Origin of the sequence: Providencia sp. 2.29 (assembly GCF_015832305.1) — a bacterium.
Lineage (GTDB): Bacteria > Pseudomonadota > Gammaproteobacteria > Enterobacterales > Enterobacteriaceae > Providencia > Providencia stuartii.
The window spans coordinates 3,688,943-3,705,279 of sequence record NZ_CP065420.1 but is presented as its reverse complement, the minus strand read 5'-3'; the positions used below and the strand labels follow the sequence as shown (position 1 = coordinate 3,705,279).

Below are 16,337 nucleotides of genomic sequence, written 5' to 3'. Positions count from 1 at the left end.
TCAACCACCCATTGAACGGGAAGATGAAGAAGATTTAGACGAGGAAGATTTCTGTGCCATCGCTTGCTTATTCACCGTGTCGCCAAAGCCACCACGAGTGATGGTGGAAGTGGTTGGTGGCTTAGGTGCCATTGCTGTTTTTGGTACGCTGATAGAACGCCCACCTGCAACAGCAGGACCATAGCTTTTACCTGTAGCATCGACAAATTTGCCATTAGCTGGGCTAGCTGGATTTTTAGAGCTAAAAAGAGGTTGTGAAGGTGCACTACCGCCCATCATTCGACCCATCATGTAACCCATCATCAATGGCATCCACATGCTACCAGAGCTACTTTGTGCTTGAGCTGTTTGTTCACCATTACCTGCGGTACTTGAGAAACTAGCCTGTGCAGGTGCTTGAGTACACATTGCTTCGCCAAATTCGGCGATACAATCTTCTTTCGTTGCATATTTAGGGGCTGTTTTTGCCGCTTCTTGTAATGCATTGTTGTAGGCTAAAGTACATTGTTCAGCTTGAGAAGGATTAGCTTGGCTACAATCCTGCGCATTGGTATACAGAGAAACAGTCTCATCGCTTTCTTCACAAGCGGAGAGCATAAATACAGCACTAACGGCAATAGCAACGGGTGCTAAGCGATATGAACGCCAAGACTTACGAAATGCGTCTTGATTAATATGCTTGGTACGCTTCATGGTCATGGTAATTACCCTGAATTAAGAGTGAGTAAGAGGTTAGTTTTGTTGACTCTAGGATAGGGGAAATACGTTGAAAATTAAAGCAGAAATGCCAATGAAATGCGATTAAATAATAAATTTTGCAAATTCCTCGTCAGAATTAATACGCAAGAGAAGTTATTTTAGAAAAAGTATAACTATTTTTGTTTTATTTCAATAAATTATATTTTGTTTGTTTTTTGATTTATTACTTAATGTTTCTCATCAGAGTTGGCTGATTTTGCACAAAGAAATAATCAATAAAGTCTGGTTGCACTCTTTTAGATAGCAAAAACGATATTTATACGAATTTCTACTATTACTACATGATGTTTTAGGCTTTTTATAAAATCAAAAACCCTGTTTTATGGTGATTATTCACTAAATAAAAGGGCTTTATCAGTTAAAGATACTTTGCTTGCTAAATAATGGGTGGTTTAAATTCATAAACACACCCATGCACATTAGTCCCAATTATGGTCTTGGTGGAATTTTAGATTTATGTTTTCTTGGGGCTTTTTTCTTTTTTGGCGGTGGTGTTGGCTTTTTATTTTTATGTGCTTTAACTGGTGATGCTGAAATTTTTGCCTCAGTATGATGAGAGCGTGGGGATGCTTGTGCACCCATAGTTGGCAGTATAAGCGTCGTGCATAATGCAAGAAGAATAAATCTCTTCATAATATTTCCATCTGTTATCTATCAATTAAGGAGCTCGTTTTATATCACTCCCTAATTATTGAGAAAAATGGCTTTGCATTCACTGACGCAAACTCCATAATTTATGCTAGATTTCATTGTAACCTATTGAATTTATTTTATATTAATAGATTTTGTTAATTTATTGATGGAGGAGAAAACACAAATGTTTCACTGATGACAGCGTGCAATTTAGGCCGTGGTGATCATCAACGTGTTTAAGAAAGGAAAGTTAAAAAAGGAGGGAGGTTGGCGCGAATAAAAAGGGGCCGACTTATCGACCCCTTTAAAGTTGTTATTACCTAATTTGTGGTGTTTCAATATTGCGAATAATGCTGCTAGGTGAGGTTGAAACCTCTTTGCCTAGGCTTGCATTAAGGCGAGCAATATCTTCTTCATTGAGTGTGCCACGAGCAAACTCAATGTTTAATTGGTTAATCATGTAATCATAACGTGCATTAGACAGGTTTTGTTTTGCCTGATACAGCGCGGTAGTTGCGGTTAACACGTCAACAATCGTACGAGTTCCCACTTGGTAACCAGCTTCCATCGCATCTAATGAACTTTGTGCAGAGACAACGACTTGTTTGTACGCATTGATGCTACTGATAGAAGATGACACGTTGTTATATGAAGAACGTACCAACTGAATTACGTTACGATAAACACTCTCAAGTTGCTCACTGGCACCTTGGAAACCATATTGTGCTTGTTCAACTTGTGAACTCACCGCACCACCACTATAAAGTGGTAAGCTTAAGGTTAAGCCAATGCTGTTTTGACCAGTATAGCTATTGCGATCTAACCCGTTGAAGTTGCTGCCATGGTTATGTGTATTGGCAACGCTGGTAGCCGCATCAAGATTGATGGTTGGCATATGCCCAGTTTCCGCTAAACGAATGTTTTCACGTGAAACATCTTGTGCTAAACGAGCGCTCAGTAAGCTTAGGTTACGCTCTTCCGCTTCTTTTAAAATTGCATCAACCTGATCAGGAGTCACGGTTTTAAAACGATCGATATTCAGTGAAGCCAGTTGATTGTAGTAAACACCGCTGACCTGACGCAGTTTTTCAACCGCATTTTCTAAGTCATTACGGCCTGAAACTTCTTGTGCTAACACGCTATCGTAGTTTGCACGGGCGTTTTGTACGTCAGTGATAGCCACTAAGCCCACGTTAAAGCGTTGGGTCGTTTGATCGAGTTGACGGTAAACGGCTTCTTTATTTGCTTCGATATAGGATAGCGCGTCAATCGCTTTTAATACGTTAAAGTAAGCTGTTGCAGTATCCAAAATCAGTTGCTGTTGGCTGGTTTGATACGAAACATCCGTGATACCCGCGGTTTTTTCTTGGACGCTGAGTTGACGCCATTTTGACATATCAAAAACGACTTGGGTCAATTTCAAAGAAGCATTGAGACCGTTGCTTTCAGTATTTCTCGTATCGCGATAACCACTGCCATATGTTATACCGGCCCCTAAACCTAATTGTGGTAATAATGGGCTACGGGATTCATTAATCTTTTCAAAAGCTTGGTTACGTTCCGCTAATGATTTTCTTAGATCAGGGTTACTTTCTTTGGATTTTTGGTAAACCTGAAGTAGATCTTCTGCGTAGCTATTCGTACTGAGACCCACAAAACTTAATGCAATAAAAAGGGGAAGCAGTTTCTTCATTTGGATTCCTTGATTAAACAGCAAATAAGTTCAGCCTGTTACCTGTGCCCCACTGGCATAAGTGAGGAGAGAGCCGAGATAAATAGGACAAACTGGAACCTATATGTAAATAAATCATCATCACTAGAAATACTTGTCAAAAACAGACCTTGTTGTTGCCTATATATTTCAGTTCATATTGACGCTTATTGTAACAGAGTATCGCATAGGTTAACGGTAGCGTTTTGTGCCATTTTGTCTCAATTTGTTTAAACATTAACTCATATAAAGGGAAAAAGCCCTAAAAACTGTTTTATTCCATAATTTTTCCTTAATATGGAAAACATCAGCTTAGGAGATTGTTATGACAAAAAATGTAGAGCAGCCAATTAAATATAATAAAAATGATGTTGAAATTATATCTAAGCGTAAATTATTTAATGGTTTTTTTCAAATGATTGAATACCGCTTTCGCCATCGATTATTTGAGGGGGGTTGGAGCGAAGAAATTACTCGTGAGGTCTTTGAACGCGGGCACGCCGGCGTTATCTTACCCTATGATCCTGAAGCCGATAAGGTTGTGCTTATTGAGCAGATTAGGTTGCCTGCCATAGAAACCAGTCAAACGCCATGGTTACTTGAAGCGGTTGCAGGAATGATAGAAACCGATGAAACTGCAGAGCAAGTAGTACGTCGTGAAGCTGACGAAGAAGCCGGATTGGTCATTGGTCGCACTGAAAAAGCATTAAGCTATTTATCGAGTCCTGGGGGCACCTCTGAACGTATGTATGTGTATGTTGGTGAGGTTGACAGTTCCCATGCTTCTGGTATCCATGGTTTAAAATCAGAAAATGAAGATATCCGTGTCCATGTGGTTAGCCGTGAGCAGGCTTATCAATGGGTTGAGGAGGGGATTATTGATAATGCGGCAACGGTCATTGTGCTCCAGTGGCTACAGCTTAATTACAAAAAATTGCAACAAAAATGGGTGAAACTGTCTTAAATAACAATTAATCTAATGAAGTGTGTGCTATTTAGCAGATATTAACCTACTGTTAACGGTAGAATAGCAAAATAACGGTGACATTTTTTATTGGAACAAGGAAAACTTTTGGACAGCCAGCTCGAAGTGACTGCTCGTAATGCGAAGGTAGTCAGGATTTTACAAGTTACTGATACGCATCTCTTTGCTGATACAGCGAATACCCTATTGGGGATTAACACGCACAAGAGCTATCATGCCGTCCTTGATGCTATTTTAGAACAAAATCTGCCTATCGATCTGATCGTTGCAACCGGTGATTTAGTCCAAGATCAATCACCAGAAGCTTACCAACATTTTGCAAAAGGGATTGAGCGTCTACCGGCTCCCTGTGTTTGGCTCCCAGGTAATCATGATTACCAACCTGCAATGGTCAGCTCTTTAAAGTTAGCGGGGATTTCAAGTGCAAAAGAAATTTTGATTGGTGATGAATGGCAAATTTTGATGCTGGATAGCCAATTGCAAGACGTTCCACATGGCGAATTGTCAGAGCAGCAACTTGAGTGGATGAAAAGCTGTTTGGATAAGCGCCCTCAGCGTACCACTTTAGTGATGCTTCATCATCATCCTTTACCTTCGGGCTGTACTTGGCTTGATCAGCACAGCTTGCGTAACTCCCATATTCTTGCGGATTACCTAAAAGGGTATCCACAAGTTAAAGTGATGCTTTGTGGGCATATTCATCAAGAAATGGATGAATACTGGCATGGTATTCGTTTATTAGCGACGCCTTCGACATGCGTGCAGTTTAAGCCTCATTGTACCAACTTTGCACTAGATACCGTCGCTCCAGGCTGGCGCTATCTCGAACTCTCCATCAATGAGAAAGGGGAAAGGCATATTAGTACGCAAGTGTGTCGTTTAAATACCAAAGAATTCAGTCCTGACTTTGATTCGGACGGCTACTAATGTCGACGCTTCTTTATATCCATGGCTTTAATAGTTCGCCACAGTCGGCGAAAGCCAATGGCTTAAAACAGTGGGTGAATGAGCGCTACCCGCACATCAACATGATTGTGCCGCAATTGCCTAACTATCCAAAGCAAGCCGCTTCTATGTTAGAAGAGATTGTGCTACAGCATAAAGACGCGCCGATGGGGCTCGTTGGCTCATCATTAGGCGGCTATTTTTCGATTTGGTTTTCACAGCGTTTTCAGATCCCAGCCGTTGTGGTGAATCCCGCAGTGCGTCCTTTTGATCTTTTGCAGGATTATCTTGGCGAAAATATCAATCCTTATACGCATGAAAAGTATTTTCTTGAGCCTAAGCATATGCATGAACTGAAAGCATTGCATCTGCCACAAGTTGATCATCCCGATTTGATCTGGTTGTTACAACAAATGGGGGATGAAGTGCTCGATTATCGCCAAGCGGTTTCCTATCTTGCAAAATGCAAACAAACTGTTGAACCACAAGGTAATCATGCCTTTGTTGGTTTTGAGAATCACTTTCCGCAAATCATCCATTTTCTGAGATTGGCAGAGAAATAATGCCAAAACATCTGTACACTGTTATTATCAACAGTAAATCACTGATTGAACGCTTTGAGTTGTTCAATTAATCACCTATTACCGCAGAATGACAACATGACTCAATCTAGTTATAACGCAGAGGCCATTGAAGTCCTCAGTGGTTTGGAACCTGTTCGCCGTCGCCCTGGGATGTATACAGACACCAGCCGACCGAACCATTTAGCACAAGAAGTAATTGATAACAGTGTTGACGAAGCACTGGCAGGGCATGCAGGGCATATTGAAGTAATTTTATATCCTGATCAGTCACTTGAAGTGATTGACGATGGGCGAGGTATGCCCGTTGATATCCATCCTGAAATGAAAGTCTCCGCTGTGGAACTGATTTTAGGGCAGTTACACGCTGGTGGTAAATTTTCCAATAAAAACTATCAATTCTCAGGTGGCTTGCACGGTGTAGGTATTTCCGTTGTTAATGCTTTGTCTAAGCGTATTGAAGTCACAGTGCGCCGTGATGGTCAAATTTATCAAATTGCCTTTGAAAATGGCGATAAAGTCGAAGAATTGCATGTTATCGGTACGTGCGCTAAGCGCAATACTGGCACTAGCGTGCATTTTTGGCCGGATGAAAGCTATTTCGATAATCCGCGTTTTTCCGTTTCTCGTTTAGCTCATAATTTAAAAGCAAAAGCGGTTTTATGCCCTGGCGTGAAAATCACGTTTAAGGATCAGCTCAACAATACAGAGCAAAGCTGGTGCTATACGGATGGGCTAACAGACTATTTAATGGAAGCCGTTAATGGATTAGAGCTGTTACCGGATCAACCATTTACTGGAGAGTTTTCGGGGGAGAGCGAAGCGGCTGAATGGGCGCTTTTATGGCTACCAGAAGGCGGAGAACTGCTCACGGAGAGCTATGTTAACTTGATCCCAACCGCACAAGGGGGAACCCATGTGAATGGGTTGCGCCAAGGGTTACTTGATGCAATGAGGGAGTTCTGTGAGTTCCGTAATATCTTACCTCGTGGCGTAAAACTGTCTGCTGATGATATCTGGGAGCGCTGTGCGTATGTGCTTTCGGTTAAGATGCAAGATCCGCAATTTGCTGGGCAAACGAAAGAGCGTCTCTCTTCTCGCCAATGTGCGGCATTTGTTGCTGGCGTCGTAAAAGATGCCTTTAGCCTATGGTTAAACCAAAACGTTCAAGTTGCCGAACAGTTAGCGGAAATGGCAATTGCTAGCGCTCAGCGGCGTATGCGTGCGGCTAAAAAGGTGGTGCGTAAGAAGTTAACCAGTGGCCCCGCTTTACCCGGTAAGTTAGCAGATTGTAGCTCCCAAGATTTAAGTATGACAGAGCTGTTCTTGGTGGAAGGGGATTCTGCGGGAGGCTCAGCAAAGCAAGCCCGCGACCGTGAATATCAAGCTATTATGCCTTTACGTGGGAAGATCCTAAACACATGGGAAGTCTCTTCCGATGAAGTGCTGGCGTCGCAAGAAGTTCATGATATTTCTGTTGCCATCGGTATGGATCCTGATAGTGAGGATTTAAGCCAATTGCGTTACGGGAAAGTGTGTATTCTTGCGGATGCTGACTCTGATGGGTTACATATTGCGACGCTGTTATGTGCATTGTTTGTGCGTCATTTCCCTAAGCTTGTCAAAGAAGGGCATGTATACATGGCAATGCCGCCACTGTATCGTATCGATTTAGGGAAAGAGACGTTTTATGCATTGGATGAAAGCGAAAAGAATGCCGTGCTTGATAGGCTGAGTCGTAAGAGAGGCAAACCCAATGTACAGCGCTTTAAAGGGTTGGGGGAAATGAACCCAATTCAATTGCGTGAAACGACATTAGATCCCAACACTCGCCGTCTTGTTCAATTAACCATTGATGATGAGAACTACAAAGAAACAGTGGCCGTCATGGATATGCTGTTAGCAAAAAAACGTTCAGAAGATCGTCGTAACTGGTTACAAGAAAAAGGCGATATGGCTGAAATTGAAGTCTAACATTCATCACGCTATCAAAAAGAGTAAGGAAAGTATTGAATGAGTGAAATTACTCATGACGGCGTAGAGCGTTTACCCCTCCACGCCTTTACTGAGAACGCCTATCTGAACTATTCGATGTATGTGATCATGGATAGGGCGTTACCTTTTATTGGCGATGGGCTAAAGCCCGTCCAGCGCCGTATCGTTTATGCAATGTCCGAGTTAGGACTTAATAATACGGCGAAATATAAAAAATCAGCGAGGACGGTCGGTGACGTACTAGGTAAATATCACCCTCATGGTGATATTGCCTGTTATGAAGCGATGGTGCTAATGGCTCAACCGTTTTCTTACCGCTATCCATTGGTTGATGGTCAAGGAAACTGGGGTGCGCCTGATGATCCTAAATCTTTCGCCGCGATGCGTTATACCGAATCACGGCTATCAAAATACGCAGAAGTATTATTGAGCGAGCTTGCGCATGGCACAGTGGACTGGATCCCTAACTTTGATGGCACTTTGAATGAGCCAAAAATGTTGCCAGCGCGTTTACCGAATATTTTGCTCAATGGTACAACGGGGATCGCCGTTGGGATGGCGACAGATATCCCACCTCATAATGCACGGGAAGTGGCTCAAGCCTTGGTTGCTCTATTGGATAAGCCAACGCTGTCGCTGGATGACATTATGTCGTATGTTCCTGGTCCAGATTTCCCAACCGAAGCAGAGATTATCTCTTCCCGAGAGGATATTCGTAAGATCTATCAAAATGGTCGCGGCTCGGTTCGTATGCGTGCTGTTTGGGAAAAAGAGGATGGCAATGCGGTTATTACTGCTCTGCCTCATCAAGTTTCTGGGGCGAAAGTGCTTGAGCAGATTGCAAGCCAGATGCGCGCGAAGAAATTACCGATGGTGGATGATTTACGTGATGAGTCCGATCACGAAAATCCTACACGCCTAGTCATTGTGCCGCGTAGTAATCGTGTTGACCTCGAACAAGTGATGAATCACCTGTTTGCGACGACAGATCTCGAGAAAAGCTATCGCGTTAACCTCAACATGATAGGTCTTGATAATCGTCCAGCAGTTAAAGGGTTGGTAGATATACTCAATGAATGGATTGTTTACCGCCGTCAAACGGTACGTAATCGCCTTAATCATCGTTTAGAAAAGGTTCTTAGACGCTTACATATTTTAGACGGTTTATTAATTGCTTATCTTAACATTGATGAAGTTATTGAGATCATCCGTACGGAAGATGAGCCAAAACCTGTCTTAATGTCGCGCTTTAATCTCTCTGATACGCAAGCAGAAGCTATCTTAGAATTAAAATTACGTCATTTGGCTAAACTCGAGGAGATGAAAATTCGAGGCGAGCAAGATGAATTAATTAAAGAGCGTGATGAATTACAAAGTATTTTAGGCTCCGAGCGTAAGCTAAATACGCTGATTAAAAAAGAAATTCAGGCTGACGCCAAAGCTTATGGGGATGAGCGTCGCTCGCCACTGCGTGAACGTGAAGAAGCAAAAGCATTGAGCGAACATGAAATTCTACCTTCAGAGCCGATTACCGTTGTATTGTCAGAAATGGGCTGGGTACGCAGTGCGAAAGGGCATGATATTGAGCCTTCTAATCTGAGTTATAAGGCTGGAGATAGTTTCAAAGGTGCCGCTCGAGGTAAAACCAATCAGCCTGTTGTTTTCCTAGATACGACAGGGCGTAGTTATTCGGTTGACCCATTAGAGCTACCTTCCGCACGCAGTCAAGGGGAGCCATTAACCGGGCGTTTATCACTACCGCCGGGGGCGACCGTCGAACATGTTCTGATGGCCCAAGATGAGCAAAAATATTTAATGGCATCGGATGCGGGTTATGGTTTTATTTGTACCTTTAATGATCTTGTCACCAAGAACAAAACAGGTAAGGCTCTGATTAATCTGCCGGATAACGCCAAGATCCTCACACCAATTGAGATCAATAATGAGCAAGAAGATGTACTGTTAGCCATTACTAAGGCTGGTCGTATGTTAATGTTCCCTGTTGCTGATTTGCCTCAATTGTCGAAAGGGAAAGGTAATAAGATCATCAATATTACCGGTGCTCAAGCGGCAAGTGGTGAAGACCTTCTTGTTTGGTTATTAGTGCTGCCAGCACAGGCTTCAATTACGCTCTATTTCGGTAAACGGAAACTGAGATTGAAATCGGAAGAGTTGCAAAAATATCGTGCAGAAAGAGGGCGTCGTGGTACATCACTACCTCGTGGCTTGCATAATATTGAGCGAATTGAAGTTGAAACTGCGGATGCAGACAAATAATAATAGTGCAATTTTATTATGGGATTGATTATGCTCTAAATACGTAAAGGTCAGCCAGCCGATAGCGGAATCAATCGTGCTGACAATGCTGCACTTGAAGTATGGCGAGGATAATCAAGTTCTGATTATTTAGACAGAGGTCTCTATGCTAGCGCTGATTAGGGCCATTATTGTGATTATTTATACAATATTGGTGTGTGTATTTGGGGGAATTTATTGTTTATTTAGCCCTCGTGATCCAAAACATGTGATGGTTTTTGGCCATATGTTTGGGCGGTTATCAACATTATTTGGCATAAAAATTATTAACCGCGTTCCAGAAAAAGCGAAAAAATATGGCCCGAGCATTTATATTGGTAACCACCAAAATAACTATGACATGGTCACAATGTCGAATGGTGTTCAACCAAGAACGGTGACAGTAGGGAAAAAAAGTTTAGTGTTGATCCCGTTTTTTGGTTTTCTGTACTGGATCACGGGGAATATTTTGATCGACCGTTCGAATCGTTCAAAAGCGCATAACACAATTTCGCAAGTGGCTGAACAAATCAAAAAACATCAAATTTCAATTTGGATGTTTCCAGAGGGAACTCGTAGCCGTGGTCGTGGGTTGCTACCTTTTAAAACAGGGGCATTTCATGCGGCGATTGCTGCGGGTGTACCAATTGTACCGGTTTGTGTTTCTACCACTCAAGGAAGGATCAAACTCAACCGTTGGAATAATGGTCATGTGATCGTTGAAATGTTAGAGCCAATAGAGACAAAAAACTATTCCAAGGAGCAAGTCAGGGAGCTCGCTGAATATTGCCATGATTTGATGGAAGCTAAAATTAAGCAGCTCGATGAAGAGATTGCTGAAATAGACAAGCAAAATAAATAAGTTGTTCGGCACGATGACTTAACATGACGCCCTTTTCTGAATAGGTTATCTCATCAGAAAAGGGCGTTTTTATTTAATGAATCACATGATCCTGTTTACACGTCTAATTACATTTTATCTTGTCATTTTTGACTATTAAATTTTATTTATCGTTATAGATATTTTTAGAGTTTCATCTATTTTCGCGATATCATTACAACCCATTTGTATCAAGTTTAAGATTATGGCCCAATGATGGGTTATGCTAGCGCGAACCTAAAATTAACGATTAAATTGGCTTATATTGCGAATATCTAACAATAATTAGCGCTGCTATTTTTAGTTTAGTGGAGAATTTATGTCATTCAGTCGGCGTCAGTTTCTGCTTATTGCAGGGCTGGCTTTGTGTTTGGTCAATACATCAAACTATGCTTTTGCGAGCGGTAATGGCAAAAACCCGCTCCCTGTTCCTCCATTATTAGAATCCAAATCAGGACAGCCGTTATTTTTGACATTACAAAAAATACATTGGTCGTTTGATGGGAAATACTCTGCGGATATATGGGGGGTTAATGGTTCTTATCCAGGTCCAACGGTAAAAGTAAAAAATGGCGATGATATTAAGCTGATTTATAGTAATCGCTTACCTGAGTCTGTTTCCATGACAGTTAGTGGCCTGCAAGTTCCTGGTACTCAAATAGGTGGAGCGGCAAGGTTAATCTCTTCAGGAGCCGATTGGTCTCCTGTGATCCCTATTCGTCAACCCGCAGCGACCCTTTGGTATCACGCGAATACAGAAGGCAAAATGGGGCCTCAAATTTATAATGGTCTATTAGGGATGTGGATCATTGAAGATGATTCAACGAAGAATCTGCGACTACCAAAACATTATGGCGTCGATGATTTTCCTATTATTATCCAAGATAAGCGCTTAGATAATTTTGGGGTTCCTGAATACCAAGCCAATGAGGACGGTTTTCTTGGGGATACGTTATTAGTTAACGGTGTTCAAGACCCTTATATTGAAGTTTCCCGTGGCTGGATCCGTTTACGCTTATTAAATGCCTCTAATTCGAGGCGCTATGTCATGAAAATTAGCGATGGGCGTCCTTTTGTGATGATAGCCTCCGATCAAGGATTATTGACATCACCAGTCAAAGTGCCTGAACTGTCGTTGGCACCGGGTGAACGTCGAGAAGTCTTGATTGATATGGCAAAAACAGAAGAGCTTACCATTACAGCGGGTGAATCAGCGAGCTTTATGGATAGAGTGAAGAGTTTATTTGAACCTTCAACAACACTCATATCGACCAATGTGTTGACTATCAAAGCAACAGGGTTAATGTCTTTGGTGACTGATGATGTTCCTACTCAGTTAGTTGAAGATAAAACTCAGATCACTTCATCTATTCGTAATCGTGATATTCACCTTAATGAACCTTATGGCATCAATAATACGACAAAAGATACTCGTCGTATTGATCTATCAAGCCAACAAGGTGGGTGGGAGCGCTGGGCCGTAACCAGTAATGTTCCTCAACCTTTTCATATTGAAGGGGTTCGTTTTAAAGTGATTAACCGTAATGGACAACCGACACCACCGGAGGATTTCGGCTGGAAAGATACAGTTTGGGTTGATGGTAAAACAGAACTATTGGTACAAATGATGCAGCCATCCTATGAGCACTTTCCATTTTTATTCTACAGCAACAATTTAGAAAAAGCGGATTTAGGCTCAGTGGGGCAACTGGTCGTGGCACCCGAAAATTAATGTTAAATCGGGAGTGTTAGAAATTCTGTGTCATCCTAGTAAACGACCTCAAAAAGGAAGGGCTGATGACACAACCTTTCGATTTTGATAAAACCTTAAAATTACTTCAAGAGGGGCAGGTATTGATCGGCAAAGGCGGTATCCTGACCCCATTGAGACTCTTATTTGGCGAATGATATCAATGCCAATCGCCGAAATGGTATCACTAAGAAAACCATCAAAATATCAACGGGTAACGTTGAACTGGCAACGAGACCTGATCGTAATGGTTCTTTCGAACCGTAACGGGTGAAAAAGCACCAAGCGACATTATCGAATGAGGTCGAGCATAAAATAATACGTTTTTTGCTCTGAGTATGAGTTACTCGGGTATTAGCCGAGAATTGAAGAACTGTATGCTTTTAGTCTCTCACCTGCCGCGATTAGCGCAGTGACTGGCAAAGTTATTCTGAACTCAAACTATGGCAACAGCAACCACCGGATATGGTGGGTTGGAAACAAAATATGCTAGCTATCTATAACCAAATAATTGAAGACCTCATGACGATCAATCCAGAGCTGCAAGTGATTCATAAGCTATTTTAACCACGGCGATTAGACGGTCGTTGATCGTCTTTGAATATTTACGTGCTAATATTGATAATATAAAGAGTATCAAAATAACAGTTGGAATAGATGAGATGTTTTCTGTTAGTAAAACTTCTCGATTTGATAACAGGTTTCTTATGGAAAGAATAAAATAATGAATAGAATGGAGCTAATCAATAAATATATAGAAACTGAATTGAAAGACATAGAAGTTAGTACTATAGATTTGAAAAAAAAGATAGATAGTCGGTTTTATAAAGATATAGAAATAGATATTACAAGAAAGCCTGTTGATAAGTATATAAATTATCTTGTAGCTCTTGATTCTGCAATGGGAATTACTGGGTTGCTTTATACGAAAGAAATCTACTCAAATGTGAATGAAAAATCTTATGCTTTTGAGAAATTCTTTTGGCATAGAAATGTTTCTTTTTTAGCTAGTTATTATAACCTATTTAAGGATAAAAATTTATCTTTAGATTTTTCTGAACAAGGCGAAATTTTACTGATGGATTTTGCTTGTGATGACTTTAGAATTGGGCACCTTTGCTACGATAGAATTATTGAGAATATTCAATCGGGTAAAATGGCAAAATCACTCCCTATGTATACTCGCCCACAGAAGCTAGGCGTATTTGCCGTTGAAATGTTGGCAAGCGAAAAAAATCAAACCATAGATTGGGAGAGTGCAGGTATTCCTATCGATCCGTTTTATCAACGTTTTTGCCAAGAAGCGTTATATAATGAAAATCACGATGTTGTCGCCCAATGGCTTATTGCACTGTGTGATCGTCATGTCGAATGGTCCGCTTTATTTGACTGGGATGAAAATGAACAAAGTGCGACAGGCTATGAAATAGATATGGAAATATTATTAGCGTGGCCGTTTGAATATCAAGCCGTCAAAAATTTCCGCGCCAAACATGGCTTAACTACTCCTATCATCGATCACCCATTACTTAAAACCCCGATGGCAATTGAACATCGCCCTGATATGGTGGGTTGGAAGCAAAATAGGCCCGCTATTTATGATCAGATGATTGAAGACTTGATCACGATTAATACAGAGCTGCAAGTGATTCATAAACTATTTTAATCACGGTAAATCACCGATGGTTTACCATCTTTAGATACAGGTAATATTATGAAGCAGACGGCAGAAAGAAAACAAATTATTTGTGATAATAAGCTGTAAGCCTTTTATCTTGATGCAGTTCACTATTTTGAAGAGGAATATCAAGCTGTCTTAGAACACAATGAAATTAAGCGAGAGGCCTTGTTTAATCAATTAAAGAAAAATTATTTGCACTTTGAATCTATTGGTCGAGCAAGTCAACTTGATGAAAATTAATGGGGTCTCAGTAGCATTAGAAGGACACAAGGTGGTTTGTGGGTGTGTGCTTGTCGCAGTGGGTTAAGCAAGCAGTAAAAAAGTATCTTGAGCGGGGTGTTTTAATCATAGGGGTTAAAACAATAAAGAATGAGTGAATACAGTTGTTAGTCAGTATGTTAGTTTTAAATAATGAATGATTATAAAGATGATTTCATTTGCAAAATTGAGTCACCTCTACCACCGATGCGGTATATCGACAGTGAAAAAGCGTTAGATGAGGCTAATTGCACTCTGGGTTTTATTAATGAGGAAAAGATATAATGGGAATAGTTGCCTTTGTCAAAAAACACATGACATTAAAATCCAATTTTGATCGTGCCAAGAAACAACGCTTTGTATCTAATCACGAACGTTACCAAAATAATGTTGAGCTTGAAGAGTTAACCTTTATTGATGAAATTAATGCTAAACAATTTGCCATTGCGAATATTAATCGAGGAAAACGTGATGTTGGGGCAATGAGCTTTTTTCTGGTTATTTTAGTTTTTTTTATAGTAATTTTGAGTGTACTAATAAAGTCAAATATAGATAACTACAATAGTTTTGTTAGCACCATCTCAATGTATGAGAAAAAGTATAATCTTTATAAAGAAAAAAATATAACATTGACTAAAAAAATTAAGGAGCTTAGACCATTTTATGGTGAAGGCAATAAAAGCTTTGGGGTTTTCTTTGTCGATTACTATTTATGGGGAGGGCATGTCGATAAAGTTGGAGGTAAGGACGTTACTCTTATAATTTTCACGTTAATTTTTGGTATTTTTACCAGTATTGTGGGTTATATAATCTTTTTAAAGCCGCTACCAGTCCTGATTTTTGATCGAGAGAAAAAATATGTCTATAGCTATTTAAAAGGGAAAGTTTCAGCAGACCGCTATGAATATATTGAGTATGGTCATGCCCCGATTATGCTTGCAGTCCGGTTATATAGCATTAATACTGAAAATGGTGAATTGCAGGAAGAGATGTTTTTGCCTTATACATCAGCCATGTCAAACCTTAACTTTAATACAGCTAATGAAGCCAATATCTTTGTCAGCTTTGTGAATACTTTTATGCGTGAAGGGCGTGAAGCGGTAATGGACAGTGATTATAAGCAGCCAAAACCTTTACTCTTACTTTCTCGCAATAAATTACCAAAAGATTTTGAGGCACAAATTGAAGCCATACTGATTAAACGTGACGAGGAGAAAGCTCTGAATGCGTAGCACAGTTAACGGTCGTAAAATTATTTTAAAAAATGATACCACCAACACAGGTGGTACAGTGCTTACGGGGTCTTCCCTTGCCAAACAAATTCAAGGAGTCGCCAGTGTGGGCGACTCGGTTTAATGAAAATCAGGAATATCCGTCGCACTTGAAGGTCACAAAGTGGCTTGTGGTTGCTCTGGTGGGTGTGTGCTTGTCGCAGTGGATTAAGCAAGTAGTAAAAAAGTATCTTGAGCGGGGTGTTGTAATCAATGGGGTTAAAACAATAAAGAATGAGTGAATACAGTTGTTAGTCAGTATGTTAGCTTTAAATAATGAATGATTATGAAGATGATTTCATTTGCAAAATTGAGCCACCGCCACCTGAGTGGGGTCACGTTTGAAATCAAAACGACGATGAAGGATAAGTTTGGTCCAAATTCAACACCAAACGGAGGGAAGTTAAGTGAAATTCGGAAAGATTACATAGGTAATATGAAGCTACATCTTGATACCTCTATAAACTCTTTTTTAAATGATAAAAATAGTTATTCTTTAACTATTAAAGAAGCTACTTTACTGAAGGAAATAAATAGTAGCTAGTAAAAAATCAAATAGCTGGTTATAAAGTAACAGTGGGGTTAGATAATAG

At 40.6% G+C, this 16,337-nt stretch carries 13 protein-coding genes and 3 pseudogenes; 13 read left to right on the top strand and 3 right to left on the bottom strand.

What is annotated here, in order from left to right; genetic code table 11:
• From I3B46_RS17490 to tolC, 3 genes are all read right to left on the bottom strand, one after another.
• Positions 1-699: a DUF1190 family protein gene (locus I3B46_RS17490; protein ID WP_004925139.1), complete on the bottom strand. Its 699-nt coding sequence runs from the start codon at positions 697-699 to the stop codon at positions 1-3.
• A 489-nt stretch (positions 700-1,188) separates the two neighbouring features.
• Complete coding sequence (locus I3B46_RS17485; RefSeq protein WP_127891330.1) at positions 1,189-1,392, bottom strand: hypothetical protein; 204 nt, start codon at positions 1,390-1,392, stop codon at positions 1,189-1,191.
• 316 nt (positions 1,393-1,708) lie between these two features.
• On the bottom strand, positions 1,709-3,085 hold the full coding sequence (gene tolC, locus I3B46_RS17480; protein ID WP_004925132.1) for an outer membrane channel protein TolC: 1,377 nt from the start codon (positions 3,083-3,085) through the stop codon (positions 1,709-1,711).
• Positions 3,086-3,428: 343 nt separating this feature from the next.
• On the opposite strand from tolC, the gene nudF reads away from it, so the two are divergent.
• From nudF to I3B46_RS17420, 13 genes and pseudogenes are all read left to right on the top strand, one after another.
• On the top strand, positions 3,429-4,067 hold the full coding sequence (nudF, locus tag I3B46_RS17475; RefSeq protein ID WP_004925129.1) for an ADP-ribose diphosphatase: 639 nt from the start codon (positions 3,429-3,431) through the stop codon (positions 4,065-4,067).
• Between the two features lie 108 nt (positions 4,068-4,175).
• Positions 4,176-5,015: a 3',5'-cyclic-AMP phosphodiesterase gene (cpdA, locus tag I3B46_RS17470; protein WP_014657637.1), complete on the top strand. Its 840-nt coding sequence runs from the start codon at positions 4,176-4,178 to the stop codon at positions 5,013-5,015.
• Positions 5,015-5,596, top strand: a complete 582-nt coding sequence (gene yqiA, locus I3B46_RS17465; RefSeq protein WP_040132435.1) for an esterase YqiA — start codon at positions 5,015-5,017, stop codon at positions 5,594-5,596. The genes cpdA and yqiA overlap by 1 nt, the downstream gene beginning before the upstream one ends.
• Positions 5,597-5,692: 96 nt before the next feature.
• Positions 5,693-7,588, top strand: a complete 1,896-nt coding sequence (gene parE / locus I3B46_RS17460; RefSeq protein ID WP_004925119.1) for a DNA topoisomerase IV subunit B — start codon at positions 5,693-5,695, stop codon at positions 7,586-7,588.
• Between the two features lie 39 nt (positions 7,589-7,627).
• The gene (parC, locus tag I3B46_RS17455; protein ID WP_163762166.1) at positions 7,628-9,886 is read left to right on the top strand and encodes a DNA topoisomerase IV subunit A; all 2,259 of its coding nucleotides are present in this window, start codon (positions 7,628-7,630) and stop codon (positions 9,884-9,886) included.
• A 145-nt stretch (positions 9,887-10,031) separates the two neighbouring features.
• Entirely contained in the window at positions 10,032-10,766 is a 735-nt protein-coding gene (locus I3B46_RS17450) for a 1-acylglycerol-3-phosphate O-acyltransferase (RefSeq protein ID WP_014657639.1), read from the top strand.
• A 337-nt stretch (positions 10,767-11,103) separates the two neighbouring features.
• Positions 11,104-12,516 carry a cell division protein FtsP gene (gene ftsP, locus I3B46_RS17445; protein WP_004925110.1) on the top strand — a complete coding sequence of 471 codons (1,413 nt, stop codon included), beginning with the start codon at positions 11,104-11,106 and terminating at the stop codon, positions 12,514-12,516.
• A 65-nt stretch (positions 12,517-12,581) separates the two neighbouring features.
• Positions 12,582-13,005, top strand: a pseudogene (locus I3B46_RS22780) (transposase); the annotation flags it as partial.
• Positions 13,006-13,258: 253 nt separating this feature from the next.
• Positions 13,259-14,200: a hypothetical protein gene (locus I3B46_RS17435; protein WP_072502821.1), complete on the top strand. Its 942-nt coding sequence runs from the start codon at positions 13,259-13,261 to the stop codon at positions 14,198-14,200.
• Positions 14,201-14,423: 223 nt separating this feature from the next.
• A pseudogene (locus I3B46_RS21920) lies at positions 14,424-14,522 on the top strand (PAAR domain-containing protein); the annotation flags it as partial.
• Between the two features lie 235 nt (positions 14,523-14,757).
• Positions 14,758-15,705: a hypothetical protein gene (locus I3B46_RS17430; RefSeq protein ID WP_004925096.1), complete on the top strand. Its 948-nt coding sequence runs from the start codon at positions 14,758-14,760 to the stop codon at positions 15,703-15,705.
• A pseudogene (locus I3B46_RS17425) lies at positions 15,698-15,916 on the top strand (PAAR domain-containing protein). Before I3B46_RS17430 ends, I3B46_RS17425 begins: the two are co-directional and overlap by 8 nt.
• Positions 15,917-16,030: 114 nt before the next feature.
• Entirely contained in the window at positions 16,031-16,288 is a 258-nt protein-coding gene (locus I3B46_RS17420; RefSeq protein ID WP_227698347.1) for a hypothetical protein, read from the top strand.
• The last annotated feature ends 49 nt before the right edge of the window (positions 16,289-16,337 follow it).

What these genes read in the sequence shown, in the direction of transcription:
- tolC (WP_004925132.1), bottom strand. Translation starts at nt 3,085, where the DNA reads ATGAAGAAACTGCTTCCCCTTTTTATTGCATTAAGTTTTGTGGGTCTC.
- I3B46_RS17420 (WP_227698347.1), top strand. Translation starts at nt 16,031, where the DNA reads ATGAAGATGATTTCATTTGCAAAATTGAGCCACCGCCACCTGAGTGGG.
- parE (WP_004925119.1), top strand. Translation starts at nt 5,693, where the DNA reads ATGACTCAATCTAGTTATAACGCAGAGGCCATTGAAGTCCTCAGTGGT.
- I3B46_RS17485 (WP_127891330.1), bottom strand. Translation starts at nt 1,392, where the DNA reads ATGAAGAGATTTATTCTTCTTGCATTATGCACGACGCTTATACTGCCA.
- yqiA (WP_040132435.1), top strand. Translation starts at nt 5,015, where the DNA reads ATGTCGACGCTTCTTTATATCCATGGCTTTAATAGTTCGCCACAGTCG.
- I3B46_RS17435 (WP_072502821.1), top strand. Translation starts at nt 13,259, where the DNA reads ATGAATAGAATGGAGCTAATCAATAAATATATAGAAACTGAATTGAAA.
- parC (WP_163762166.1), top strand. Translation starts at nt 7,628, where the DNA reads ATGAGTGAAATTACTCATGACGGCGTAGAGCGTTTACCCCTCCACGCC.
- I3B46_RS17490 (WP_004925139.1), bottom strand. Translation starts at nt 699, where the DNA reads ATGACCATGAAGCGTACCAAGCATATTAATCAAGACGCATTTCGTAAG.
- I3B46_RS17450 (WP_014657639.1), top strand. Translation starts at nt 10,032, where the DNA reads ATGCTAGCGCTGATTAGGGCCATTATTGTGATTATTTATACAATATTG.
- nudF (WP_004925129.1), top strand. Translation starts at nt 3,429, where the DNA reads ATGACAAAAAATGTAGAGCAGCCAATTAAATATAATAAAAATGATGTT.
- I3B46_RS17430 (WP_004925096.1), top strand. Translation starts at nt 14,758, where the DNA reads ATGGGAATAGTTGCCTTTGTCAAAAAACACATGACATTAAAATCCAAT.
- ftsP (WP_004925110.1), top strand. Translation starts at nt 11,104, where the DNA reads ATGTCATTCAGTCGGCGTCAGTTTCTGCTTATTGCAGGGCTGGCTTTG.